Genomic DNA, 23,627 nt, shown 5'->3' on the forward strand with positions numbered 1-23,627 from the left:
GCTGTCGGCCATGGCGACCTTGACCTGCAGGTGACCGAGGAAACCGAGCCGACCCGGCTGCTCGCGATGGGCGAGCCGGCCGGCCGTCGCCTGCTCGCGACGACGGTCCTCGGTTCCGGACTCGGCTTCCTGGACGGCACCATCGCGAATGTCGCCCTGCCGCACATCGGCGACGACCTGCACGCCGACCTCGCCGGGCTGCAGTGGGTGGTCAACGGCTACACGCTCGCGCTGGCCTCGCTGATCCTGGTCGGCGGATCGCTGGGCGACCGGTTGGGCCGCAAGCGCGTCTACGGCTGGGGCATCGCCGGATTCGCCGTAGCGTCAGCCCTGGTCGCGCTGAGTCCGACCATCGAACTGTTGGTGCTCGCTCGCGTCCTGCAAGGAGTAGCCGCCGCCCTGCTCACCCCCGGCTCGCTGGCGATGCTGCAGGCGTCCTTCCGCAAGGAGGACCGGATGCGGGCGGTCGGTGCTTGGACCGGCACGTTGGGCATCGCGACCGCGGCCGGGCCGGTCGTCGGCGGTTGGCTGGTCGGGATCGACTGGCGGATCGCCTTCTGGATCAACCCGCCGATCGCGGCGGTCGTCCTCTGGTTGCTGCGCTCTGCACCTGAATCCCGCGACCAGGCAGCATCGCACCGGCTCGACTGGTGGGCGGTTCTGCTGGCCCCGGTCTCGCTGGCCGGAGTCACCTGGGCGTTGACCTCGTGGCCCGATTCGGGTGCGTCGCCGACCACTGTCGGCGCGCTCGCGGTCGGCGTGCTCGCCGGTATGACGTTCGTCGTGGTTGAGTTGCGCACGCGGCATCCGATGGTGCCGCCCCGCTTGTTCGCCTCGCGCGACTTCTCGGTGATCAACATCGTCACGCTCTTCGTGTATGCCGCGCTCACCGGAGCCCTGCTCTTCCTGGCGATCTTCCTGCAGGTCAGTGCCGGCTGGACGCCACTGGAGGCTGGTGCGGCGACTGTCCCCATCTCGGTGCTGATGTTCTTCCTGGCATCCCGATTCGGTTCACTCGCAACGAGATTCGGGGCGCGTCCGTTGATGGTCTGCGGGGCGGCCGTGCTCACTGTCGGGTTCGCCTGGCTGGCGCTCGCGCCGGACGACCCGTCATACATCGGCCAGATCCTGCCGGGCGTGCTCGTCATGGGGCTGGGCCTGTCGATACTCGTCGCGCCGCTCACCGGTGCAGTGCTGGCCGCCGTGCCGGACGGTCAGTCGGGGCTCGCGAGCGGCGTCAACAACGCGGTGTCCCGCACGGCCGGTCTCATTGCCGTCGCGGTGCTGCCGCTGCTCACCGGATTGTCGGGCACGGCATACCGCGACGGAATTGCCGTCGGGCACTCCTACCGTGCCTCGATGTGGTGGTGCGCCGGACTCGTCCTGGCCGGTGGTCTGCTCGCCGCGGTCGGCCTGCGTCGCACCTCTGCGACGACGGCCGACGTGAATTGATTTGCACCACGAATTTGAGACGGACGGGCCGGCGTGCCACGTGCACCCCCGGCGGCAGGTAGACTGTTCAGCGGTCAGCAGTTGTTTGCAGTTGTTCCTTCACGTCTTGAGCGCGCTGGATACACGCAGCGCTCGACGAAAAGGTATAGACGACCCAATGTCCGACATACTTGACGTCAACATTTGGCCCCGGTCCGCGCAAGGTGCACGGCCCGGAAGCAATCGAAGGGAATCGCCATTATGGCAACAGGAACCGTGAAGTGGTTCAACGCGGAAAAGGGCTTCGGCTTTATTGCCCCCGAGGACGGGAGCCCCGACGTGTTCGTCCACTTCTCCGCGATCAGCGGCAGCGGCTACAAGTCGCTGGAGGAGAACCAGCGCGTGGAGTTCGACTCCGCCCAGGGTCAGAAGGGCCCGCAGGCCGAGAACGTTCGCGCGATCTGATCGTCTGAACCGCTTAACCGAAGCGGGCGCATCCGGGACTTCCCGGGTGCGCCCGCTTCGCTTTGCTCGTTGTATGGCGCCCCGTTCCGCCATACTCAGCAGATGCGGTGGTATTGGGGGATGTTGCTGGCGATCGTGCTGATCGTCGCGGTGCCGGTCGGTGGGTTGTGGTTGTGGGGACGGCCGCGGGCGCACGTGCCGTTGCCGACCGCGGCCACGACACCGACCGAAGTGATTCGGAGCTACGCGCGGGCGATGAACGAACGCGACTTCGGTGCCTGCAAGCGGATGGGTGTGGGCGACGCCGGCGACGCCCGGGCCAACTGGACGACTCTGCACGGTCCCGAGATCCGCGACCTGAAGATCGACGACGTCGCCGACGTCACCACGGGTCGTCTGGCAGCGAAGGACCCGTGGTCCGATCCGGACCTGCGCCATTGGGAGCAGACCGTCGTGGTGGACACGACGGAAACGGTGGTGAACTTCGACGGCCAGCCGGACCCCGAGGGCCACGTGTACTCGTTCGAACTCGTCCGGCACGGCAGCTCGCAACAGTGGCGGATCTACTCATACGGCGAGGGCTGACCGCGACCTCACGTTTCGGCGGTCCACAGCGACTACCCGGTGATGATGAAGCAACCATTCGAGAACGCGATCGACGCACACGGTCCGACCGTGTTGCGGGTATGTCGAGCTGTCCTCGGTGTGACAGCGGATGCCGACGATGCCTGGTCCGAGACGTTCCTGGCCGCGCTGCGTGCCTGGCCGGACCTGCCCGACGACACCAACGTCGAGGCATGGCTGGTGCGGGTCGCCCATCGCAAGGCGATCGACGTGACCCGGGTGCGCAAGCGGCAGCCTGTGCCGGTCGACGACCTGCCGATGTCGGCGCCGAGCACTGACGGCATACCCCACGACCAGGACCCGGACCTGTGGTCCGCGGTTGCGTCGCTGCCCGATCGGCAGCGGCTTGCCGTGGCCTATCACTACGTCGGTGGCCTGCCGCACAAGGAGACCGCCGAGTTGATCGGCGGCACCACTGACGCGGTTCGCCGAGCCGCTGCCGACGGCATCAAGACGCTGCGAAAGACCTACGCATCGGGCGCAGCTCAGGAAGGAACAGCACGATGAACACCAATGACACTCCGGCGCTCGACCTGTCCGCGGCCCTGCCGGTGAAGCCGGAAGAGCTGGACACACTGCGCGACCGACTGGCGCGCGCAGCGGATCAGGACGGGCTGCTCGACGTCACCTACCGGACCATCGACTCACCACTGGGCACGCTCCTGCTCGCGGCCACCGAGCGCGGACTGGTGCGGGTCGCCTACGAACGCGAGGAGTTCGAGCGGGTGCTCGACACGATCGCCCAGCGGGTGAGCTCGCGCATTCTGCGGACGCCGGCACGACTGGACGCCGTGGCGCGCGAGCTGGACGAATACTTCACCGGCCGGCGTACGACCTTCGACCTGGCGCTGGACCACTCGCTCTCCTCGGGATTCCGCGCCGAGGTGCAGCGCAGCCTGCCGACGATCGGCTACGGCCACACAGCGTCATACGGCGATATCGCGACGCTGGTCGGCCGGCCGCGCGCGGTGCGAGCAGTGGGCACTGCCTGCGCAACAAATCCGTTGCCGATCGTCGTGCCGTGCCACCGTGTGGTGCGTAGCGACGGTTCCTACGGCGGGTATGTCGGGGGAGTCGACGCCAAGACGACGCTGCTGACCATGGAAGGTGCCGCGTGACCAGTCATGCAACCCGAAAAGTTCTCGACACGCGAAACCAGCACTGACGCCAAGCGGTTCACACTGCTCGGCGCCGACCGAGTGCCATATTTGTCGGCAAGCCCGGGCCGGCTCGGTGGCAACGGTCTCGGGCGTCTCTACGGCAAGCTCGACTGCCCGTCGGCGCTACGAGCCATCGAGTGCGGTGGTTACGTGGAGCACCGGGTGTTCTTCGCCGACGAATCCACTGCTGTCGCAGCGGGATTCAGACCGTGCGGTACGTGTCTTCGGGAGAAGTATCAGGAGTGGAAGGCCCAGCAGCGGTAACGAGTTGGCTTGCGCGGATGCCGAGCGGCCGTCTCCACCGACTCCGGATCCACCCGGTCGAAGACGTAGACGACCTCGAGGTGCGAGAAGTCGCCGAGCCCCGCCAGGCTGTCCGGTTCGTATGCCGCGGTCAGCTCGATCCGGCATACCGAGTCGCCCCAGTAGTCGTCCTCCGGCGTGGCTCGTCCCTCGCGGACAACGGCCACCGGTTCCATGACGAGATCCATGGGACGGATTGTCGCACCTGAAACCGCCGGTGAAACCCGTGAAGGCGCGGCGAAACCACCTTGAAAGTCGCGCTCCCTAGCTTCCTTGGCAGACAGATCTTCCACGCACGCTGCCAGGAGGCCGCCATGACGAACACCACTCTCACTCCCACTCCACCACCCACGAAAACACCTGAGGCACGGGCCTATCCGTCAATACGTGCTGCCTGGATCCCGCTTGCCGCGCTGTGCCTGGCGTTCTTCGTCGAGATGGTCGACAACACCCTGTTGTCGATCGCGCTCCCGACCATCGGCCGCGATCTCGGCAGTGGCACGACCGCGTTGCAATGGGTCAGCGGCGCCTACTCGCTGACCTTCGGCGGACTGCTGCTGACCGCCGGCTCGATCGCCGACCGCTTCGGCCGACGCCGGGTGCTGCTCATCGGACTCGGTCTCTTCGGGCTACTCAGCCTGGGCGTCATCTTCGTCGACTCGACCGGCCAGCTCATCGCCCTGCGCGCCGCACTCGGGGTCGCGGCCGCCGGGATGGCGCCGATCACCAACTCACTGGTCTTCCGGCTCTTCGACGAGAAGGCCCTGCGGATGCGGGCGATGACAGTGATGATTGTCGTCGGCATGTCCGGCTTCATCCTCGGCCCACTCCTCGGTGGCACCGCCCTGGCGCACATCCGCTGGGAATGGCTGCTGGTCGTGAACGCGCCGATCGCCCTGATCGCTGCCATCGGTGTATGGCGGGGTGTGGCCGCCGACCGACGCGAAGACTTGACCAACGACAAGCTCGACCTGCCCGGTGCGGCACTCAGCATCGCCATGATCGGCCTCGCGTGTTACTCGCTGACCAGCGGCGTCCAGCACGGCTGGCTGGCACCGGCCACCCTCGGATCGATCGCCGGCGCGATCCTTGCCGCCGTCGCTTGGGTCCGTCGCGAACGCACCACCAAGTCGCCGATGCTCGACCTCTCAGTCCTGTCGAACGGCACCGTCCGCGGCGCTCTCCTCGCGCAGATCGGCACCGCGATCGCCATGGCGTCAGTGATGTTCGGGCTCATCCTGCACTTCCAGTACGCCTACGGCTGGAGTCCGGTCCGTGCCGGCCTGGCGAACCTGCCGATGATCGCGACCATGCTCGTCGCGACCCCGTTGTCGGAGTGGCTCGCCAAGCGTTTCGGCCACCGCATCGCCTGCCTGGTCGGTGCCGCCTGCCTGGCTGCCTCGCTAGCGGGTATGGCGTGGGGCGTCGAACACGGCTACGTCGCGATCGCGGTCTCGATGGTGGTCATGACCGTCGGCCTACGCACCGTGATGACGATCTGCGCGGTCGCCCTCGTCGACGCCATGCCGGAGAACCGCACGTCCATCGGCACCGCGCTCAACGACACCGCTCAGGAAGTCGGCACGAGCGTGGGCGTCGCGGTCGTCGGCACTCTCATCGCGGCACTCGTGACCGCCCAATTGCCGGCCGGCACGTGGAGCAACAGCCTCGTGCAGTCCTTCTTCCACGGCGAACGCATCACGTATGCCGTGCTGGCCGTAGTGGTCGGCGTCATCGCCACCGTCGGTGCTCTGACCCTCACCGACTCCCACGCGGTCGAGGAGAGCTGAGCGAGCGCTCTTCTAGCCTTCGGCTGGGGTTCACGTGCCGTTGGCCGTGCTCGAAGGGTCGTCCCAGCTTCGGCCGATGGTGTTGGCGAGCACTCGGGATCGTCACCAGAAGAGAGATTTGTTGATGCATCGTCATCGCACCACGGCCATGACTTTGGCCGCCGCTGTCGCCGTCAGCCTCGGCGCCGCCACGGCCGCAACCGCGCAAGCGTCGCCGAACCACCCGACCGGGCACAAGCAGAGGCACGTCCTCCTGGTCTCCGTCGACGGTATGCACCAGAGCGATCTTGATTGGTATGTCGCCCACCATCCGAGCTCGACCCTCGCCAAGCTGGCGCACACCGGGCTCCAGTACACGCACGCGGCGACCTCGAACCCGTCGGACTCCGATCCGGGCGGCACCGCGTTGATGACGGGTGGCAACCCCAGGACGACAGGTGTCTACTACGACGTCGAGTACAGCCACAAGACCGACGAGCCGGGTGCTGCGTGCACCCCGGGCCAACCGGCCACCGGCGGCGACGTCGTCTACGACTCCCCGGACGACGCCCTGGCCAACGTGCCGGACTTGATCAACCCGACGAATGGGACGTTCCCGTCGTTCGACGAGAACGGTTCGGTCTATGCGAACGGTGTCGACAAGAACCCGGCCGCGATCATGCGGCTGCAGAACAACGCATCGTCGTTCAACAGCAAGACGTTCCCCGTCGACCCGGCGACCTGCAAGAGCATCACGCCGTGGGACTACCTGGGCGACAACACGATCTTCAAGGTCATCCACCGGGCCGGCCTGCGCACCGCGTGGTCCGACAAGCACGCCGTCTACATGTCGTTCAACGGTCCGGGTTCGAACGGCAAGAGCATCGACGACTACTTCGGGCCGGAGATCGACTCGCAGGCCGTCGAGCCGAATGGCGTCCCGTATCCGCAGGATGACGACTGGGCCCACATCGACGCCGCCACCAAGCAGTACGACGGCTACAAGGTGAACGCCGTTCTCAACGAGATCAACGGCCGGGACCACACGGGTAAGACGACAGTGGGCACGCCGGCGATCTTCGGCATGAACTTCCAGGCGCTCTCGGTCGCGCAGAAGAGCCGCTCGACGTCGACGACGTTGATCAAGCACGCCGACGGTACGTACACGACGAGTGCTCCGCAGGCAGGCGGTTATCAGTGGGCCGGCGGCAAGCTCGTGCCCGGGCCGGTCGTCTCGAGCGCCCTGGACTACGTCAACACGCAACTCGGCCGGATGGCCTCCCGAGTTCACCAGGACGGTCTGGCGAGCTCGACGACGATCATCGTGACCGCCAAGCACGGACAGTCGCCGCAGGACCCGAACAAGCTCACGACGGTGCCGGACGGCCCGATCGTCGACGCGGTCAATGCCGCCTGGCACAAGACGCACCCGAGCAACGCCAAGCTGATCGTGGCCGGGACGAACGACGACCTGTGGCAGTCCTACCTCTCCGACAACTCAGCGGCCGCAGACGAATTCGTCAAGGGCTACCTGTGGGACCACACCGCGCAGGGGTATGACGTCAACAAGAAGCCGGTCACGGTCCAGCACTCCGGTCTGGCCCAGGTCTGGGCGGGTGCCGGCGCCGCCAAATTCTTCGGCGTTGCCGTCGACAACGGGCATTACCCCGACGTGTTCGGCAAGGTTCAGGAGGGCATCGTGTACGGCGGCCCCACAAAACTGGCCGAGCACGGCGGTATGAACGCCGGTGATCGGCACGTGCTGATGCTCGTCAGCGGCGCGGGCGTCCGGTCCGGTGTCGAGTCCGCTCCGGTCGAGACCACACAGGTCGCGCCGACAGTCCTGGCGCTACTCGGGCTCCAACCGACGAAGCTGACTGCCGTTCAGACCGAGGGCACGCGCGTATTGCCAGGGATCACTGCACGATCGGCGCGGTGATCAGTCCTCCAGGTCGAATGCCTCGTGGAAGGCCCTCGTCAGATCACGCTCTTGCTGCGGCAGCAATGCCCCTAGTGGGCGGATGAGGGCGCTTCGCGAGATCGTGGTGATGAAGTCGAGGTTGGCGGCCGACTCATGGTCCAGCCCGTTGTCCCGCCCGACCGCCACCTCGCTGTGCAGTCCGCGCACTGTGCTGTGGATAGGTGCGACCGTCACCAGCTTGCGGACGTCGCGCACCTCGTCGCGGGTGAGCACCAGCACCGGGCGTGTCTTGTCGAGTCGAGCCAGCCAGATCGGATGCATCAATCGAGCTCGGACGCCACGCGGGATGCGTTGGCCGCCGCCCACTGCGCATAGGCGTCCGATTCGAGCTCGGGGTCGGCGTCGGCCGCGTAAATGCGGGCATCCGCCTCGGCGGCTCGCCTGCGCAGCTCCCGCCTGATCGCACGGTTGACCACGTCGGCCCGACTGCCCTCGCCGGCCTTCACGGCTTCATCGACGAAGGCTGCAAGCTCCTCGTCGACCCTGAGAGTCATCTGCACCGACATACCAAAACAATACCACGATGGTATATGACGTGCTCGGAAGGTCAGCTCAGTCCGTCGGGGGACCGTAGGTGAACCAGCCGACCTCCGCGGTTCCTTCGGGTGCGACGGCGGGCCGGGCTTCACCGTCTTCCGCACGGTCCTGGTCGTCGTCGTAGTCCGGCTGGTCGCCACCGACCCCGAGCAACGATCGAGTGATCGACTGGGACTGGTCCAGCAAGTCGTCGAGCGCGCCGCGTAGATCGCCCGCCTCACTGCACGATGGGCGCGGTGATCAGTTCGTCCGGGACGCCGAGTGCGTCGACGAGAGTCGTCACTTGCTCGCGAAGCTCCTGACACAACGAGTTGACGGACGCCGTCGCCGCACGGCTGCGGGCGGTGGTGATGCGTCCGTGCTCGATGAACCAGCCCTTGTCCTCCTCGATCGAGCTGAGTGCGTAGAGGATCAGCACTCGCTCGAGGAGGTCCTTGGCGGGGCCGTCGGGCATGGCCTGCTGCGCATCGACCGCGGCCTCCAGCACGCACCGGTCGATGTGCGTCCGTGCCGCGAAGAGGACATGGTCCTGCGCATTGTTGAAGAGCTCGAAAGCGTTGTCCTTGGTGGCTTTTCGCAGCCGGTTGCCGAGCGTCTCCAACGCGTGGTCGGCGCGTTGCTCGAACATCGATCCGGCCCAGGCGAGGCTGTCGGTGGCTGTCTCGTCGTCGCGGCCGGTGGCAGCGTCGATGAGTCGTTGGATGCCCGCGCGGCCGGTGGTCCGCTCGACGATCCGCTCGCCCACCTGGCCGACGAACTTGCCGACCATCGCCGGGACGTCCAGGTCTCCCCACATCGCCTTGTAATCGGTGAGCAACCCCTTGGCGGCCAACTGCAACAACACCGTGTTGTCGCCCTCGAAGGTGGTGAACACGTCGACGTCGGCGCGCATCTGGGTGAGCTGGTTCTCGGCCATGTAACCCGCCCCGCCGCAGGCCTCGCGGCACGCCTGGATCGTGTCGAGAGCGTGCCAGGTGGTGACCGCCTTGAGCCCGGCAACGCGTGACTCCAGCTCGCGCTGCCCCTCGACGTCACGCTCCGCACTCGCATCGGCCGGGCCGCCCTGCAACTCCTGCAGGCGCTCGGTCACCGCGTTCTGCGCGAAACTCAGGGCGACCGACTTGGCCAAGCGGGGGAGCAGCTTCCGTTGGTGCGCAAGGTAATCCAGCACGACGATCTCGTCCTGGTCCTCGGATGCGGCGAACTGGCGCCGGGTCGAGCCATAGCGCAGCGCAATCGCCAACGCCTTCTTCGCCGAGGCGCCGGACCCACCGCCGACACACACGCGTCCGCGCACCAGGGTGCCGAGCATCGTGAAGAAGCGGCGGTTCGGGTTGTCGATGTCGGAGACGTATTTGCCGTTGTCGTCGATGTCGCCGAAAGCGTTGAGCAGGTTGGCTTTCGGCACGCGCACGTGATCGAAGGAGAACGTCCCGTTGTCCACACCGGGTAGCCCGCCCTTGGGGCCGTTGTCGCCGATGGTCACGCCACGCTCCGGGTTGCCGGCCTCGTCGCGTACCGGCACGAGAATCGCGTGCACGCCGTGGTTCTCGTCCCCGGTCATCAGTTGTGCGAAGACGACAGCCATCCGCGCATCACGTGCCGCGTTGCCGATGTAGGTCTTGACGCCGCCCTCGGTTGGCGTGTCGATGACGATCTCCTTGGTCGAGTCGTCATACGTTGCAATGGTTTCCAGCGCCTGAACGTTCGAGCCATGACCGACCTCGGTCATCGCGAACGAGCCGAGCAGTTTCGCGGACATGATGTCTGCGAGGTATGCCGCATGGTGCCGGTGCGTGCCCAGTCGGGCCACCGCACCGCCGAAGAGGCCGAACTGCACGCCGGTCTTCACCAACAGCGACAGATCGCCGAAGGCCTGCATCTCGAAGAGCACGCACGACGCGGCGTAGTCGAGTTCGCCGCCGTGTGCCGCCGGGAATCCCGCACGGCCGTAACCCAGTTCGGCGAGCTTGAGCAGGGACGACGTCGTGCGCTCGCGGTGCTCCTCGATGGAGAGCCCGGCAGGCGCGAGCATCAACTCGGCCGGCAATTCGGCGCGAGCCCTTTGACGCAACTCGATCCAGCGACCATCGAGAACATCGCGCAGCTGACGAGAACATTCGTCCCTCATGTTCTCGTCAACCTGCTTTGTTGGCCGTCCTTCGGCCGACGGATGGGCAGTAGTGCTGTCGGTCATTTCGTACTCCTTGAGTCGAGGCCGAGGGCTCCAGTCAATCCGTAGGTCGCGAAATCCGCCATGTGCCGGACGACGACCGCGCGTGCTGGACGGTCGGGGTCGGCCAACCACCGGTCGGCCGACTCCCGGACGAAACCGATCAGCCCGTGCGCCCAGATGCGGGCCGCGCTGGTCGGCTGCCCGGCGTCGCGCAGCGCTTCGGCGAAGATCGGCTGCAGCACGTCGGCGATCGTGTCGCTGATCCCGATGACCGGGTCGTCCTCGGGTGAAACATTGAGTGCGGGACGCCGGACGACGAACCGGTAGACCTCCGGATCGCGTTCGACCTGCACGAAATAGCTGTCGATGACGGCTTCGATGACTGCACGTGCGTCGCCGGCGAGGGGAGGGTTGCCGGAGGCGTCACCGGCACGGGTGAGGGCCTGCTGCAGGTCGCCGAGGACGTTGCTGTCGACGCTCGCGCAGACCGCGAGGTAGAGGCCGAGCCGGTCACCGAAGTGGCGGTAGATCACCGTCTTGCTGGTGCCGGCCTCGGCGGCAATCTCGTCCATCCCGACCGTGGCGCCGTGGTTGCGGATCGCGCGCAACGCCGCGTCGGTCAACTCGCGACGTCGTTGCTCGCGATGCGCGGTCCACCGGGCATCGCGACCGTCGACTCGGGAGTCCTGCGGAGGCGTCATACCACCGAGAGTATCCGAAACCAGCTGTACCTGCTACTCTCGGTATCGGTAAGTTTCGGTTCAGCAAATCTTGGGAGATCTCTTCATGGGTGCTCGTGACCTCCGCGATGTTTATGTCCTCGGCGGCAATCGCATTCCGTTCGTCCGGTCCGGAGGTAAGTACCTCAAGGCCTCCAACCAGGACATGCTGACGGCGGCCATCGACGGCCTCGTCTCGCGCTACGGCCTGGCCGGCGAGCGCCTCGGTGAGGTCGCCGCCGGTGCGGTGCTGAAGCACTCGCGTGACTTCAACCTCACTCGCGAGTCCGTCCTCGGCTCGCACCTGTCGCCCACGACCCCGGCGTATGACGTGCAGCAGGCCTGCGGCACCGGCCTCGAGGCGACCATCCTGACCGCGAACAAGATCGCTCTCGGCCAGATCGACTCGGCCATCGCAGGTGGCTCCGACACGACCTCGGATGCCCCTCTCGCAGTGAACGATTCGCTGCGCCGGACGCTGATGAAGGTCAACTACGCCAAGACTCCGCAGCAGCGCATCTCGGCCCTCGCCAAAATTCGCCCGGGCCAGCTCGCGCCCGACCAGCCGTCCAACGGCGAGCCCCGCACCGGTCTGTCGATGGGTGAACACCAGGCGATCACCACCAAGGAGTGGGGCATCACCCGCGAGGCGCAGGACGAGCTGACCGCCCGCAGCCACCACAACCTCGCCGCGGCCTACGAGCGCGGCTTCTTCGACGACCTGTTGACGCCATACCTCGGGGTCACCAAGGACAACAACCTGCGTCCGGACAGCACGCCGGAGAAGCTGGCCAAGCTGAAGCCGGTCTTCGGCAAGGGCGAGGGCGCCACGATGACCGCCGGCAACTCCACGCCGCTCACCGACGGTGCGTCCGCGGTGCTGCTCGGCTCGCGTGAGTGGGCCGACGAGCACCGGATCACCCCGCTGGCCCGTTTCGTCGACGGCGAGACCGCCGGCGTCGACTACGTGACCGGCAACGAGGGCCTGCTGATGGCTCCGCCATACGCCATCGCCCGGCTGCTCGAGCGCAACAACCTGTCGCTGCAGGACTTCGACTTCTACGAGATCCACGAGGCCTTCGCCTCGACGGTGCTGTGCCACCTGGCCGCGCTGGAGAGCCCGGAGTTCTGCAAGGACAAACTCGGTCTGGACGCGCCGCTGGGCACCATCGACCGTGACAAGCTCAACGTCAACGGCTCCTCGCTCGCTGCGGGGCACCCCTTCGCCGCAACTGGTGGGCGGATCGTCGCATCCACCGCAAAGATGTTGCACGAGAAGGGTTCTGGCCGTGCACTCATTTCCATCTGCGCCGCCGGTGGACTCGGCGTCGTCGCGATTCTGGAGGCAGCCAAGTGAGCGACACCTACTCGAACCTCGTCAACACCAACCCGGTCGGCAAGAAGATCGCCGGCCAGCTGGGTCTCCTCGGCCGGCGCAGCTGCGCCGCTACGCCGAGGGCCAGGACCTGCTGGCCGGACCCGCGGCCGTCGCGGGGATCGGTGACGCACCGGTCGCCGCTGCTGCCGCCGGCATCATCAAGGCGTCCGGCGCCGACGTCGTGCAGGCATCGGCCGAGGCGTCATACGACACCAAGCTCGGTGCGATCGTCTTCGACGCCAGCGCTGCCCGCACGCTCGACCAGCTGGACGAGCTGCGCGCCACGGTCGGACCGGCGATCAAGAAGCTCGGTTCGTCGGCACGTCTCGTCGTGATCGGCACCCCGCCGGCCGAGCTCGAGGATGCCGAAGCCGCTGCCACCCAGCAGGCGCTGGAAGGCATCACCCGCTCCATCGGCAAGGAGATGCTGCGCGGCAGCACCGCCAACCTGCTGTGGGTCGACCAGGATGCGCAGCACGATCCCTCCGTGCTTGCGGCGCCGCTGCGGTTCTTCCTGTCCTCCCGCTCGGCATACGTCTCGGGCCAGCCGGTGCGCGTGCGCGCCGCCGACGTCCCGGACTCGACCGATTGGCGTCACCCGCTCACCGGGCGGATCGCCGTCATCACCGGCGCCGCTCGCGGCATCGGTGCAGAGATCGCCAAGGTCTTCGCCCGCGCCGGTGCGACCCTGATCCTGGTCGACATCCCGGCCGCAGGTGACTCGCTCAGCAAGGTCGCCAACAAGCTCGGCGCCACCGCGCTGCAACTCGACGTGACCGCCGAGGACGCCGGCGCGCGCATCGCCGAGGCCGTCGCACGCAAGGGCGACAAGCTGCACGTCATGGTGCACAACGCCGGCATCACGCGCGACAAGCTCTTCGTCAACACCGATGAAAGCCGTTGGGGCAGTGTGCTCGACGTCAACCTGCGCTCGCAGTTCCGGATCAACAAGACGCTGCTGGACCCGTCGGTCAAGGGCGGCCTGGCAGAGGGCGGCCGGATCATCGGCGTCGCCTCGATCAGCGGCATCGGCGGCAATCGCGGCCAGTCCAACTACGCGGCGTCCAAGGCCGGCGTCATCGGCATGGTGCGTCAGCTCTCGCAGAATCTCGCCGACCGCGAGATCACCGTCAACGCGGTGGCTCCGGGCTTCATCGAGACCGAGATGACCGCCAAGATCCCCTTCGCCACCCGGGAGGTGGGCCGCCGGCTCAACTCGCTGCTGCAGGGCGGCAGCCCGACCGACGTCGGCGAGGCCATCGCCTTCTTCGCCGAACCCGGCTCGGCGGGCGTCACCGGCCAGGTGCTGCGCGTCTGCGGCCAGAGCCAGCTGGGCGCTTAGGTATGACGAAAGTCATTGAGCTTCAAGGCAACCCGAGCCTGCCGAAGATCTTCGCCCGCGCCGTCGCGACCTCCCGGGGTCGCCACGGCAAGGGCGGGCTGCCCGACATACAGGTGGTTCGGCGCGGCGTGCAGGTCGACCCGGATGCGCTCGCGGACTACGACCACGTGTGCGGTTTCGCGCTGCGGGAGCAGTTGCCCGCGACCTACCTGCACAACCTGGTGTTCCCGCTGCAGGTGACGCTTTTCGCGGACAAGAGCTACCCCTATCCGTTGATGGGCAGCGTGCACCTCGACAACACCCTCACGGTGCACCGTCCGATCCTGCTCGGGGAGCCGCTGGACCTGTCGACCTGGGCGACGAACGCCCGCCCGCACAAGAGCGGCGTGCAGGTCGACGTGGTGTCACAGGCGCACGTCGGCGACGAACTGGTGTGGGAGGGTCTGGCGACATACCTCTATCGGGGCCAGAAGATCGACGGCGACGTCCCGGAGCGCGCGGAGGAGGCGGAGGCCGCTGACGGTGCCGGGCTGATCTGGCGCCTGTCGGGGAGCCTCGGGCGGCGGTTCGCGGCGGTCAGTGGCGACGTCAACCCGATCCACATGAATTCCGTCACCGCGAAGGCGATGGGCTTCCCGTCCACGATCGCGCACGGCATGTGGAGTCAGGCGGCGATGCTCGCCGCGATCGAGAACCGCTTGCCCGACGCGTATGTCGCCACGATGTCGTTCCGTAAGCCGGTCCTCATCCCGGGGACAATGCGTCTGGTGGCGCACGAAACCGCGGGATCGTGGGATCTGGCGCTGCGCAACAACCGCAAGGGAACCGTGCTGGTCCGCGGGGAGGTTGCGCCGATTTCGTGATCGAAGAGGTCCTACGGTAGCCTTTTCGCTGCGCTGCCGAGCAGGGCGACGACTCGTCGCGCTCGTGCCAGGCAGGCCCCTATAGCTCAGTCGGTAGAGCGTCTCCATGGTAAGGAGAAGGTCAACGGTTCGATTCCGTTTGGGGGCTCTGGTGGACCACCATCCATCCGCCGAGGCGGGGTAGCTCAGCTGGTTAGAGCGCACGACTCATAATCGTGAGGTCGCGGGATCGTGCCCCGCCCCCGCTACAACTTCAGACATATTCGCACCACATACAGAGAAATTCCGAGAGCAGGTTGCCGTGGCCAGCAAGAGCGCAGACATTCGCCCCAAGATCACCTTGGCGTGCACTGAGTGCAAAGAGCGCAACTACGTGACGAAGAAGAACCGTCGCAACAACCCCGACCGGGTTGAGTTCAAGAAGTACTGCCCGCGTGACAAGCGACACACGCTGCACCGCGAGACTCGTTGATAGCGAGGATTCGTTCCTCATCCTCGTATCAACCTGTGTTCAATCGAACAGCCTGCGGCTGAGTCGTGGCGTACTGACGCATCACGAAGCGCCCCGGACCGGCAACGGTCCCGGGGCGCTTTCGCGTGTATGGCGCCCAGTAGTCTGACGCCATGGCTGTGAACCCTGAGGTGGCCGGGCGGAGTTATCCGCCGTCTGCGCCGTATGTCGTCTCACGCGCGAAGATCGCTGAGTTCGCGAAGGCTGTCGGTGCGACCGACGAAGCGCACTTCGATCCGGAGGTCGCTCGCTCGCGCGGCTATGCCGACGTGATCGCGCCGCCCACCATGGCGGTGATGATCTCCCAGCAGGGCGACGCCAACGTGATGACCGACCCGGACGCCGGCATCGACTACAGCCGGCTCGTCCACGGTGAGCAGGGTTTCGAGCACCACCGTCCGCTGGTCGCCGGCGACGAGGTGCAGGCGACCACGACGATCGAGAAGGTCCGCCAGGCGGGCGGCCACTCGATGGTGACGATGGGGACCAAGATCACCACGCCGGACGGCGAGGTCGTGACCAGCGCGACGTCGGTCGTGGTGATTCGAGGGGACGAGGCATGACGGACATCAACGCCGGGGATGTCATCCCCGGCCGCACCATCCACGTCGACCGCGCCACGCTGATCAGGTATGCCGGCGCGAGTGGCGACTTCAACACCATCCACTGGGACGAGCAGTTCGCCAAGTCCGTCGGCCTGCCCGACGTGATCGCGCACGGCATGTGGACCATGGGCGCGGCGATCCAGCCGGTCGTCGACTGGCTGGGCGACGCCGGTCGGGTCACGTCATACAGCGTGCGCTTCAGCGCGCCGGTGCCGGTGCCGTCCGACGGCGGAGCGGACATCGAGGTCGGTGCCACGGTCAAGGCTGTCGACGGTGAGACCGCGACCATAGACATCACTGCCACCTCCGGTGAGCAGAAGGTGCTGGTGCGTGCGCGGGCGACCGTGGCGCTGAAGCCCGCCTGATGCGGGAGGCGAACGGCGTCGAGCTGGCCCCGCTCACGACCATGCGGGTCGGCGGCCCGGCCGCCCGCTTGGTCGTGGCCGAGACATCCGACGAGATCGTCGACGTCGTCCGCGAGGTCGACGACGCGGACGAGCCGCTGCTGGTGCTTTCCGGCGGGTCCAACGTGGTCATCGCCGACGACGGCTTCCCCGGCACGGTGCTGCGCATCGCCAACAGCGGCATCGACGTCGAGTCGGCCGATGACTGTGGGGGAGTGCACGTCCGGGTCGCGGCGGGCGAGGAGTGGGACGACTTCGTCGCGCGCTGCTGTGCCGAGGGCTGGTCAGGGGTCGAGGCGCTGTCCGGCATACCGGGGCTGGCCGGTGCGACGCCGGTGCAGAACGTCGGCGCCTACGGCCAGGAGGTCGCGCAGACGATCGCATCCGTGCGGACCTGGGACCGTCAGGACCAGCAGGTGCGGACCTTCGCCAACGCAGACTGTGAGTTTGCCTACCGACACTCGCTTTTCAAGGGTTCGTCATACCGCGGTGGTGGCCGGTATGTCGTGCTCGACGTGCTCTTCGCGCTACGACCGACCGAGCTGTCGCAGCCGGTCGGCTACGAAGCGCTTGCCAAAGGTCTCGGCGTGGACCTCGGAGCGCGCGTGCCGCTGGGTGATGCCCGCGAAGCGGTGCTCCAACAGCGCCGCCGACGCGGCATGGTGCTCGACACCGACGACCACGACACCTGGTCGTGCGGCTCGTTCTTCACCAACCCGATCATCAGCTCCAGTGCGTATGACGAACTCGCTCGCGTCGCTGCCGACCGCTTCGGCGCCGACGCACCGGCTCCGCCGCACTGGCCCACCAACGGCACCGGGGTGAAGACCAGCGCGGCGTGGCTGATCCAGCACGCGGGCTTCGACAAGGGCCACGGCATGCCGGGTCCCGCAGCTCTGTCGACCAAGCACCCGTTGGCGATCACCAACCGTGGTGACGCCAAGGCCTCCGACGTCGCCCACCTGGCCCGCGAGGTCCGCGACGGCGTGCGTGACACCTTCGGTGTGACGCTCGTCAACGAGCCGATCTTCGTCGGCCACGATCTGTAGCGCGAGCGGCATATCGGTTTCTTTCGGCAGTTCCGGTGGCACCATGGAAGTGGCACTTGGGAGGTCGCGATGTGGCGACTGATCGGATACGTAGGAGCCTGTGTGGCCCCGGCTGCGATCCTGCTCGCGTGTGACAAGGCCGTTCGTGTCTGGACCGCGCCGCGCACGCGGCGGACTAATGACCCCGCACCTGCGCCGCGCGACATCGCGCTTCTCTCCTCGGACCTGACGCGGCTGTATGCCGAACTCGACGTCCTGCGAGTGTCGAAGGCGGCCGCCCGCGTGCACCGACTGCACGCCACCACCCTGGCGTATGACGACGTACTTGAATCCTGTTGCACCGCACTGCAAGTGGATGAAGGCCTGCCACCGCGGGAGTGGTCGTCGGTCGAGCGGCTCGAGGTGGAAGCGGTTCTGGAGGACGCTGGGTTGCGCTGGTGAGCGCCGGTGCGGTTGCGTGCGTGCAAAAATCGCGCCCATGCATTTCACCGACTATGACACGCGGCTGGCGGCATACGCCGTGATCGTCCGGGACGAGCAGATCCTGCTGACCTGGTACAACGGCAAGGGCCACGGCAAGGCCGGTTGGACGTTGCCCGGCGGGGGAGTCGAGTACGACGAGTCCGTCGAAGACGGTGTCGTCCGAGAGGTTTTCGAGGAGACCGGCTACCACGTGGCATTGGGCGGACCGCTGACCACGGACTCCTTCACCACGCCGGACGGCCGAGTGGGTGGACGGGCCTTCAAGTCGGTCCGGATCCTCTTCGACGCCACGATCACCGGTGGCGACTTCGGCACGACCGAGGTCGACGGGTCGACCGACTTCGCCCGCTGGATACCGCTCGCCGAGACCGGTGAGATGGGCTATCGGTCACGCATCGTGGACATCGCGCTGCGGCAGGTCGCCCGGCGCTGACGCCGACCAGGAGTCGATGTCGGCGTATGCCGCCTTGCGCACGTCGGCCGGAGCGAGTGATGCATCGATGGACGAACGCGCCAGGGCAGCCAGCTCGGCGTCGGTGAAGCCGTGGTCCTCCCGGGCCGAACGGTATTGATCAGCAAGGCGATTGCCGAAGAGCAGTGGATCGTCGGCGCCCAGCGCGATCGTCGCGCCGGCGTCGACGAGCGGGCGCAGCGGCACGTCGGCGGGCGTGGAGTAGACGCCGAGGGCGACGTTCGAGCCCGGGCACACCTCGAGCGCGACGCCGGAGTCGACGACCCGATTGAGCACAGAACGCGACTCGACCGAACGCACGCCGTGACCGAGCCGCGTCGGTTGCAGCGAACCGAGCGTCTCGTTGACCGCGTCCGGACCGAGCAGCTCACCCGAGTGCGGCATCGCCGCCAGGCCGGACTTGCGGGCGATCTCGAACGCGTGCGCGAAATCCGTTGTCACGCCACGGCGTTCGTCGTTGGAAAGGCCGAACCCGACGACTTCGCCGGGCTGGTCGCCGGCATACCGCGCAGCCAGCCGGGCCAGCGCTCGGGCGTCCATCGGGTGCTTCAACCGCGACGCTGCAACGATCACTCCGACACCGATCGGCAGGTCGGCGCTCGCGGCTCGCGCCTCGTCGAGGACGATCTCCAACGCCGGCGTGATGCCACCCAGCCCCGCGGCGTACGACGTGGGGTCGACCTGGATCTCCAACCATCGCGAGCCCTCGGCGACGTCGTCCTCGGCGGCCTCCCGGACGAGGCGCCGCAGGTCCGACTCGTCCTTGACGCACGCGCGTGCAGCGTCATACAAGCGCTGGAACCGGAACCAGCCGCGTTCGTCGCGGGCCGACAGTGTCGGTGGCCAGTCGGCCAGGAGCGCTTCGGGCAGGTGTACGTGGTGCTTGATGGCCAGGTCCCGCAGGCTGGTGATCCGTAGCGACCCGGTGAAGTGCAGGTGCAGATGGGCTTTCGGGAGAGTCGTCACCGAACGATCGGGCATGTCCCGAACCTAGTAGACGCGATCGAGCGGACCCCATACCGAGCGAGCGGACCCGAAAATCACCTGGATTTCCGGGTCCGCTCGTGACGTTGTGGGTCCGCTCGATCAGCTCACCGGCACGAAGTGCAGCGCCTGGGTCGCCGGCTTCTTGCTCAGGCCGCCGTTCCAGTTGCGGTAGGGCTGGGTCAGCGCGGTGCTGCCCGCGCTGCCGCCGAGGTCCAGGACGAGCCCGCTGTAGCGGTTGACCAGGCGGAACGCATTGCCGCCCTTGCCCTCGGTGGCCTGGATGAACCACTGTTGCCCGGCCGACGGTCCGGAGGAAGCAACCGGCGACGCCGTCGTCGCCGCACCCCAGGCACGGCCTGCGGTGTTCGTGTCGTCGACACCGAGCGCGAGCCCGGAGGTTGCATTCACGACGGTGTAGGAGCCGTCGCCGTTGGAGGTGAACTTCCAGTGTGCCGACGCTGAATTACCCTGCGTCACAACAGCTTTGGACCCGATGGCACCCAGGACACCACCGCCGGCGGTCAGCAGGTAGTCCTGCCCGTCGCGGACCGGTGATTTCGCCGGCTGGTCGCTGTCGACCGTGATCGTCGCGAAGTCTCCGTCGGAGCCGTTCGCGCAGGCGATCGAGCAGTAGCTGTCGAAGGTCTTGCCGACAGTGGTGCCCTGTGTCTTGCTGACCGGGTCCATGAACCAGCGGTACCAGGACTCGGTCTGGTATGCCGCGCCCGTGTCGCCGATCTGCGTCCACTTCGGATGCGCGAGGTCGTCCGTCGCGAAGATCCGCTGTGGCTCGTTCGGCGTGAGGTGCTCGGGCGTGCCGATGTATTTGCCGAGGTATGCGTCATACGCGATGTTCAGGATGAACAGGTCGGAGTTGGCCGGGATCGTGCCTGCTGTCTGCTGCTGGGCGATCGTCCCGGTGTTCTTCGGGTCGTACATCTTGTCGGCTGCGACATACCCGCTGGCGGAACGCTGGGTGGAGACGAGGTCGGCCTCCTTGCCGCCCACGCCCGGCTGGTGCCACGCGCCGTCGTAGTACTTCTGCCAGGTGCCGGTGGCCATCTTGCCGCTGATCGGCGCGCGTGCGACGTGCTCGGTGAAGCCGCCCCAACTGCCGCCCTTGTTGACGATCCGCGAGCCGTAGTAGACGTAGAAATAGCCCGACTTCATGTCGACGAACAGGCGTGGGTCGCCGTCGCCGTAGTAATAGGTCTGCTCCGGGAACGCCTTGGTGTCACCGCGTTGCGTGCTGTATGGCGAAGTGATCGCGTGGCCGGTTATCTTCCAGGTCTTGCCGTGGTCGGTCGAGATGGCGTAGTCGATCGCGTCCATGTGCAGCCCGTCGCCGAACGGCTTGGGCGTGAATTCGTTGTGGATCAGGCCGATCCAGTTGCCGGTGTCCGGGTCGACCCAGGTGCCGACCAGGTCGCAATAATTGGCGAATGCGTAGCCGGTCGGCGTCGGGGTGGCCGTCGCTTCGCGGCCGGTCGGGCCGTTGAGGCAGCGCCATACGGTGTCGTTGTTCTTGTCCTGGGGGTTGTTCGGGTCGGCGGCGGTGGACAGCGCCTGGTCCTTGGTGGCGGTGTCCATGTTGCTGCCGGTGTAGAACTCCCACTCGTGCGGGTCGTTCGCGCCATACAGGGAGGCGGACTGCTGGAAGTGGAAGGTGCCGTCGGCGTCGGTGAACGGCGCCGCGGGAGTGTCGGTCGGGTAGTTGTAGGTGCCGATGGTGCCGACGCCGACCGTGTATGACGGCGCCTTTGCGGCGGCGTGCGCTCCAGGTGCGGCGGCGACGGTGGCCAGCGCGATGGCGGCGACTCCAGCGGTTCGGAGGGTGGTGCTCCGGTTCATGTGGTTGACCTCTTTTCTCGGCGGGACGCAGCAGGGGTCTGCGGCCCATCGAAGTCGAGGCTAGCCAGTCGATGACGTTAAGTGAGCGTTAGGAGCCAAAAAATTCAGCAAAAATCATCGAAGTGTTCTGTGTGACCCTGTTCGGTCGGGCCCGGAGGCGGTGCTCGCGGGCGTTCCCTCACACCGTGCAGCACGTAGATGGTCCGTCCTGGCACGATTGACCATCGGCGTCCGGAACCGAAGGCGACCGCCCACCGTTTTGTGAGGAGCGGGGGCCAACCCGTATGCTTGATCCACCGATCAATCTCAAGCTGATGTGGCATGCCCGAAACGTGGCGTGCGACGCGGCCTGAAGCTCGGAGGGCACTAGCTCAATTGGCAGAGCACCGGTCTCCAAAACCGGGGGTTGGGGGTTCAAGTCCCTCGTGCCCTGCACGACAGATCCAGCAGTAAACGACAAGTCAGGAGTCACCGTGAGCACGAGCACCGCCTCGACCCGCGGCTCCGCCGACGAGAAGCCCAAGGGCGGTTTTCTCGGCCAGATTGTGCTGTTCATCCGGCAGGTCATCGATGAGCTGCGCAAGGTGGTGCGACCTAGCCGTGATGAGCTGAGGAGCTACACCATCGCGCTGGTCGTCTTCCTGGCGATCTTGATGGCCTTCGTCGTCGGCGCGGACCAGCTGCTGGTGCACCTCGTCGACTGGGTCTTCGCCTGAGGCGTATGACGCACGGCGTCATACATGGCATCCGGTACGACACGGACTTTACGGAAAGCAGGGCAATGACTGGCGAGCTGGACCCGCAGGAGACCGCGGAGCTGGATGCGACCCGCGCCGAGGACACGGCGTGGGACGCCGACCTGAGCGCCGAGGACTCACAGGATTCCGAGGCTCTCGACATCGCCCGCGAGGGTGAGTCCGACGCGCCGGCCGACGACCTGCGCGAGACGATCGAGGACGACCTGGACGTCGCTGACGGTGACAGTGACACCGATCAGGCGCTGGCCGCGGCCAGCGAGGGCGCCGACCCCGAGGACCCGGCCGAGCTGGACGCGATCCACCGGACCGAGACCGACACCGAGGACACCGGCGAAGAGTTCGACGCCGATGCCGACGAGGTCGCCGATGACCCGCAGATCGACGCCGAGATCGCCGAAGCCGACGGCGATGCCGCGGCGGAAGCGGATGCAGAGCGTGACGAGGAGACCGTCGACGGCGCCGAGGGCGACGAAGAGGCAGAGGCCGAGGTTGCCGGCGAGGCCGCCGACCTGGGCGAGGACGTCGCGAGCGACGAGTCCGCCGAGGGCGCGTCCGCCGATGACGAAGGCCCCGTGCTCAGCGCGGAGGAGCAGCGCGCCGCCTACATCGCCGACCTGAAGATCCAGTTCGGTGAGTGGTATGTCGTGCACTCCTACGCCGGCTACGAGAAGCGCGTGAAGGCCAACCTCGAGACGCGTATGACGAGCCTCAACATGGAGGACTACATCTTCCAGGTCGAGGTTCCGATGGAGGAGTTCACCGAGATCAAGAACTCCCAGCGCAAGACCGGCACCCGCGTGCGGATGCCCGGATACGTGCTGGTGCGCATGGACCTGACCGACGAGTCCTGGGGTGCGGTGCGGCATACCCCTGGTGTGACCGGTTTCGTGGGTAACGCCCACCAGCCGTCGCCGTTGTCGGTCGACGAGGTCGTCACCATGCTCAACCCGGTCTTCGAGGACCCGGCCGACGAGTCGGGCTCCGGCGCGACTGCCCCCTCCGGCGGCGGCAAGCCCGGCAGGGCATCGACTGGCGCGGAGGTCGACTTCGAGGTCGGCGAGTCCGTCACCGTCATGGAGGGCCCGTTCGAGACGCTGCCCGCCTCGATCTCCGAGATCAATACCGACACCCAGAAGCTCAAGGTGCTCGTGTCCATCTTCGGCCGGGAGACTCCGGTCGAGCTGTCGTTCAGCCAGGTCGCCAAGATCTGACGCACGACAGCACTTCACGCCCGCCCGGACAGATCCGGGGGTAACTGCAACCGGGTCATCGCCCATGGCGTAGGCCCACGAAGAGGAATACAGCATGCCCCCGAAGAAGAAGGTCTCCGGCTTCATCAAGCTGCAGATCCAGGCCGGTCAGGCCACTCCCGCACCGCCCGTCGGCCCCGCGCTGGGTCAGCACGGCGTCAACATCATGGAGTTCGTCAAGGCGTACAACGATGCCACGGCGGACAAGCGCGGCAACGTCATCCCGGTGGAGATCACGGTCTACGAAGACCGCTCGTTCACCTTCATCACCAAGACCCCGCCGGCCGCTGAGCTGATCAAGAAGGCTGCAGGCGTGGCCAAGGGTTCCGGCGAGCCGCACAAGGACAAGGTCGGCAAGCTGACCAAGGACCAGGTCCGTGAGATCGCCCAGGAGAAGATGGCTGACCTGAACGCCAACGACCTGGACATGGCCTCGCGCATCATCGCCGGCACGGCGCGCTCGATGGGTATCCAGACCGAGCTCTGACGCAGCAAGCGGGTTGAGTAGG

28 protein-coding genes and 3 tRNA genes are annotated in these 23,627 nt (G+C 66.9%); 23 read left to right on the forward strand and 8 right to left on the reverse strand.

The annotated features are described in order from the left end of the window. Positions 1–30 precede the first annotated feature (30 nt). The 6 genes from ACFQDH_RS08515 to ACFQDH_RS08540 all read left to right on the forward strand — a co-directional run bounded on the left by ACFQDH_RS08515 (position 31) and on the right by ACFQDH_RS08540 (position 3,944). Positions 31–1,452 carry an MFS transporter gene (locus ACFQDH_RS08515; protein WP_382400326.1) on the forward strand — a complete coding sequence of 474 codons (1,422 nt, stop codon included), beginning with the start codon at positions 31–33 and terminating at the stop codon, positions 1,450–1,452. Positions 1,453–1,692: 240 nt separating this feature from the next. Beyond that, on the forward strand, positions 1,693–1,896 hold the full coding sequence (gene cspE, locus ACFQDH_RS08520) for a transcription antiterminator/RNA stability regulator CspE (RefSeq protein ID WP_382400328.1): 204 nt from the start codon (positions 1,693–1,695) through the stop codon (positions 1,894–1,896). A gap of 102 nt (positions 1,897–1,998) precedes the next feature. Beyond that, positions 1,999–2,481, forward strand: coding sequence for a hypothetical protein (locus ACFQDH_RS08525; RefSeq protein WP_382400330.1), 483 nt, complete (start codon positions 1,999–2,001; stop codon positions 2,479–2,481). Positions 2,482–2,526: 45 nt separating this feature from the next. After that, positions 2,527–3,027 (forward strand): RNA polymerase sigma factor, encoded by a 501-nt coding sequence (locus ACFQDH_RS08530; protein ID WP_382400332.1) that lies wholly within the window; start codon positions 2,527–2,529, stop codon positions 3,025–3,027. After that, on the forward strand, positions 3,024–3,638 hold the full coding sequence (locus tag ACFQDH_RS08535) for a methylated-DNA--[protein]-cysteine S-methyltransferase (protein WP_382400334.1): 615 nt from the start codon (positions 3,024–3,026) through the stop codon (positions 3,636–3,638). The genes ACFQDH_RS08530 and ACFQDH_RS08535 overlap by 4 nt, the downstream gene beginning before the upstream one ends. 6 nt (positions 3,639–3,644) lie before the next feature. Then, positions 3,645–3,944, forward strand: a complete 300-nt coding sequence (locus tag ACFQDH_RS08540) for a metal-binding protein (RefSeq protein ID WP_382400336.1) — start codon at positions 3,645–3,647, stop codon at positions 3,942–3,944. On the opposite strand, the gene ACFQDH_RS08545 is transcribed toward ACFQDH_RS08540, so the two are convergent. Next, positions 3,917–4,171: a hypothetical protein gene (locus tag ACFQDH_RS08545; protein WP_382400338.1), complete on the reverse strand. Its 255-nt coding sequence runs from the start codon at positions 4,169–4,171 to the stop codon at positions 3,917–3,919. The two genes, ACFQDH_RS08540 and ACFQDH_RS08545, sit on opposite strands and share 28 nt — an antisense overlap. Before the next feature lie 126 nt (positions 4,172–4,297). Here ACFQDH_RS08545 and ACFQDH_RS08550 point away from each other — a divergent pair, with 126 nt between their 5' ends. Beyond that, the gene (locus ACFQDH_RS08550; RefSeq protein ID WP_382400340.1) at positions 4,298–5,773 is read left to right on the forward strand and encodes an MFS transporter; all 1,476 of its coding nucleotides are present in this window, start codon (positions 4,298–4,300) and stop codon (positions 5,771–5,773) included. A gap of 124 nt (positions 5,774–5,897) precedes the next feature. Next, a complete protein-coding gene (locus tag ACFQDH_RS08555; RefSeq protein WP_382400342.1) occupies positions 5,898–7,691 on the forward strand; it encodes an alkaline phosphatase family protein in 1,794 nt (597 codons plus the stop codon). Here ACFQDH_RS08555 and ACFQDH_RS08560 read toward each other — a convergent pair whose 3' ends face one another. Genes ACFQDH_RS08560 through ACFQDH_RS08580 form a run of 5 tightly spaced genes read right to left on the reverse strand, consistent with a single transcriptional unit; the run spans position 7,692 to position 11,147 of the window. After that, the gene (locus ACFQDH_RS08560) at positions 7,692–7,994 is read right to left on the reverse strand and encodes a type II toxin-antitoxin system PemK/MazF family toxin (protein WP_382400344.1); all 303 of its coding nucleotides are present in this window, start codon (positions 7,992–7,994) and stop codon (positions 7,692–7,694) included. After that, positions 7,994–8,239, reverse strand: coding sequence for a YlcI/YnfO family protein (locus ACFQDH_RS08565; RefSeq protein WP_382400346.1), 246 nt, complete (start codon positions 8,237–8,239; stop codon positions 7,994–7,996). The genes ACFQDH_RS08560 and ACFQDH_RS08565 overlap by 1 nt, the downstream gene beginning before the upstream one ends. 46 nt (positions 8,240–8,285) lie before the next feature. Then, entirely contained in the window at positions 8,286–8,456 is a 171-nt protein-coding gene (locus ACFQDH_RS08570) for a hypothetical protein (protein ID WP_382400348.1), read from the reverse strand. 31 nt (positions 8,457–8,487) lie between these two features. After that, positions 8,488–10,467, reverse strand: a complete 1,980-nt coding sequence (locus ACFQDH_RS08575) for an acyl-CoA dehydrogenase family protein (RefSeq protein ID WP_382400350.1) — start codon at positions 10,465–10,467, stop codon at positions 8,488–8,490. Beyond that, the gene (locus ACFQDH_RS08580) at positions 10,464–11,147 is read right to left on the reverse strand and encodes a TetR/AcrR family transcriptional regulator (RefSeq protein ID WP_382400352.1); all 684 of its coding nucleotides are present in this window, start codon (positions 11,145–11,147) and stop codon (positions 10,464–10,466) included. The genes ACFQDH_RS08575 and ACFQDH_RS08580 overlap by 4 nt, the downstream gene beginning before the upstream one ends. Positions 11,148–11,232: 85 nt before the next feature. On the opposite strand from ACFQDH_RS08580, the gene ACFQDH_RS08585 reads away from it, so the two are divergent. From ACFQDH_RS08585 to ACFQDH_RS08635, 11 genes are all read left to right on the forward strand, one after another. Further along, positions 11,233–12,522 (forward strand): acetyl-CoA C-acetyltransferase, encoded by a 1,290-nt coding sequence (locus ACFQDH_RS08585; RefSeq protein WP_382400354.1) that lies wholly within the window; start codon positions 11,233–11,235, stop codon positions 12,520–12,522. Then, the gene (locus tag ACFQDH_RS08590; protein WP_382400356.1) at positions 12,455–13,885 is read left to right on the forward strand and encodes a 3-oxoacyl-ACP reductase; all 1,431 of its coding nucleotides are present in this window, start codon (positions 12,455–12,457) and stop codon (positions 13,883–13,885) included. Before ACFQDH_RS08585 ends, ACFQDH_RS08590 begins: the two co-directional genes overlap by 68 nt. A gap of 2 nt (positions 13,886–13,887) precedes the next feature. After that, positions 13,888–14,748 (forward strand): MaoC family dehydratase, encoded by an 861-nt coding sequence (locus ACFQDH_RS08595; protein ID WP_382400358.1) that lies wholly within the window; start codon positions 13,888–13,890, stop codon positions 14,746–14,748. A 75-nt stretch (positions 14,749–14,823) separates the two neighbouring features. Further along, a tRNA-Thr gene (locus ACFQDH_RS08600) sits at positions 14,824–14,896 on the forward strand. A 26-nt stretch (positions 14,897–14,922) separates the two neighbouring features. Beyond that, positions 14,923–14,996: transfer RNA gene (locus tag ACFQDH_RS08605), tRNA-Met, on the forward strand. Positions 14,997–15,049: 53 nt separating this feature from the next. Further along, the gene (gene rpmG, locus ACFQDH_RS08610; RefSeq protein ID WP_188836662.1) at positions 15,050–15,220 is read left to right on the forward strand and encodes a 50S ribosomal protein L33; all 171 of its coding nucleotides are present in this window, start codon (positions 15,050–15,052) and stop codon (positions 15,218–15,220) included. Between the two features lie 152 nt (positions 15,221–15,372). After that, positions 15,373–15,822, forward strand: a complete 450-nt coding sequence (locus tag ACFQDH_RS08615) for an FAS1-like dehydratase domain-containing protein (protein ID WP_382400360.1) — start codon at positions 15,373–15,375, stop codon at positions 15,820–15,822. After that, complete coding sequence (locus ACFQDH_RS08620) at positions 15,819–16,229, forward strand: MaoC family dehydratase (protein WP_382400362.1); 411 nt, start codon at positions 15,819–15,821, stop codon at positions 16,227–16,229. The genes ACFQDH_RS08615 and ACFQDH_RS08620 overlap by 4 nt, the downstream gene beginning before the upstream one ends. Beyond that, complete coding sequence (locus tag ACFQDH_RS08625; protein ID WP_382400364.1) at positions 16,229–17,317, forward strand: UDP-N-acetylmuramate dehydrogenase; 1,089 nt, start codon at positions 16,229–16,231, stop codon at positions 17,315–17,317. Before ACFQDH_RS08620 ends, ACFQDH_RS08625 begins: the two co-directional genes overlap by 1 nt. 102 nt (positions 17,318–17,419) lie before the next feature. Next, positions 17,420–17,758: a hypothetical protein gene (locus tag ACFQDH_RS08630; protein WP_382400366.1), complete on the forward strand. Its 339-nt coding sequence runs from the start codon at positions 17,420–17,422 to the stop codon at positions 17,756–17,758. Positions 17,759–17,795: 37 nt separating this feature from the next. After that, on the forward strand, positions 17,796–18,233 hold the full coding sequence (locus ACFQDH_RS08635; RefSeq protein ID WP_382400368.1) for an NUDIX hydrolase: 438 nt from the start codon (positions 17,796–17,798) through the stop codon (positions 18,231–18,233). On the opposite strand, the gene ACFQDH_RS08640 is transcribed toward ACFQDH_RS08635, so the two are convergent. Together ACFQDH_RS08640 and ACFQDH_RS08645 are read right to left on the reverse strand one after the other, a co-directional pair. After that, a complete protein-coding gene (locus ACFQDH_RS08640) occupies positions 18,189–19,253 on the reverse strand; it encodes an adenosine deaminase (RefSeq protein WP_382400370.1) in 1,065 nt (354 codons plus the stop codon). The two genes, ACFQDH_RS08635 and ACFQDH_RS08640, sit on opposite strands and share 45 nt — an antisense overlap. A gap of 105 nt (positions 19,254–19,358) precedes the next feature. Beyond that, positions 19,359–21,110, reverse strand: coding sequence for an RICIN domain-containing protein (locus tag ACFQDH_RS08645; protein WP_382400372.1), 1,752 nt, complete (start codon positions 21,108–21,110; stop codon positions 19,359–19,361). A gap of 360 nt (positions 21,111–21,470) precedes the next feature. Here ACFQDH_RS08645 and ACFQDH_RS08650 point away from each other — a divergent pair. From ACFQDH_RS08650 to rplK, 4 genes are all read left to right on the forward strand, one after another. Further along, positions 21,471–21,543: transfer RNA gene (locus tag ACFQDH_RS08650), tRNA-Trp, on the forward strand. A 40-nt stretch (positions 21,544–21,583) separates the two neighbouring features. After that, on the forward strand, positions 21,584–21,826 hold the full coding sequence (gene secE, locus ACFQDH_RS08655) for a preprotein translocase subunit SecE (RefSeq protein WP_382400374.1): 243 nt from the start codon (positions 21,584–21,586) through the stop codon (positions 21,824–21,826). 329 nt (positions 21,827–22,155) lie between these two features. Continuing rightward, complete coding sequence (nusG, locus tag ACFQDH_RS08660) at positions 22,156–23,079, forward strand: transcription termination/antitermination protein NusG (protein WP_382404837.1); 924 nt, start codon at positions 22,156–22,158, stop codon at positions 23,077–23,079. A gap of 94 nt (positions 23,080–23,173) precedes the next feature. Further along, positions 23,174–23,605, forward strand: a complete 432-nt coding sequence (gene rplK, locus ACFQDH_RS08665; protein ID WP_382400376.1) for a 50S ribosomal protein L11 — start codon at positions 23,174–23,176, stop codon at positions 23,603–23,605. The last annotated feature ends 22 nt before the right edge of the window (positions 23,606–23,627 follow it).

Source organism: Flexivirga alba, assembly GCF_042661025.1.
Classification (GTDB): domain Bacteria; phylum Actinomycetota; class Actinomycetes; order Actinomycetales; family Dermatophilaceae; genus Flexivirga; species Flexivirga alba.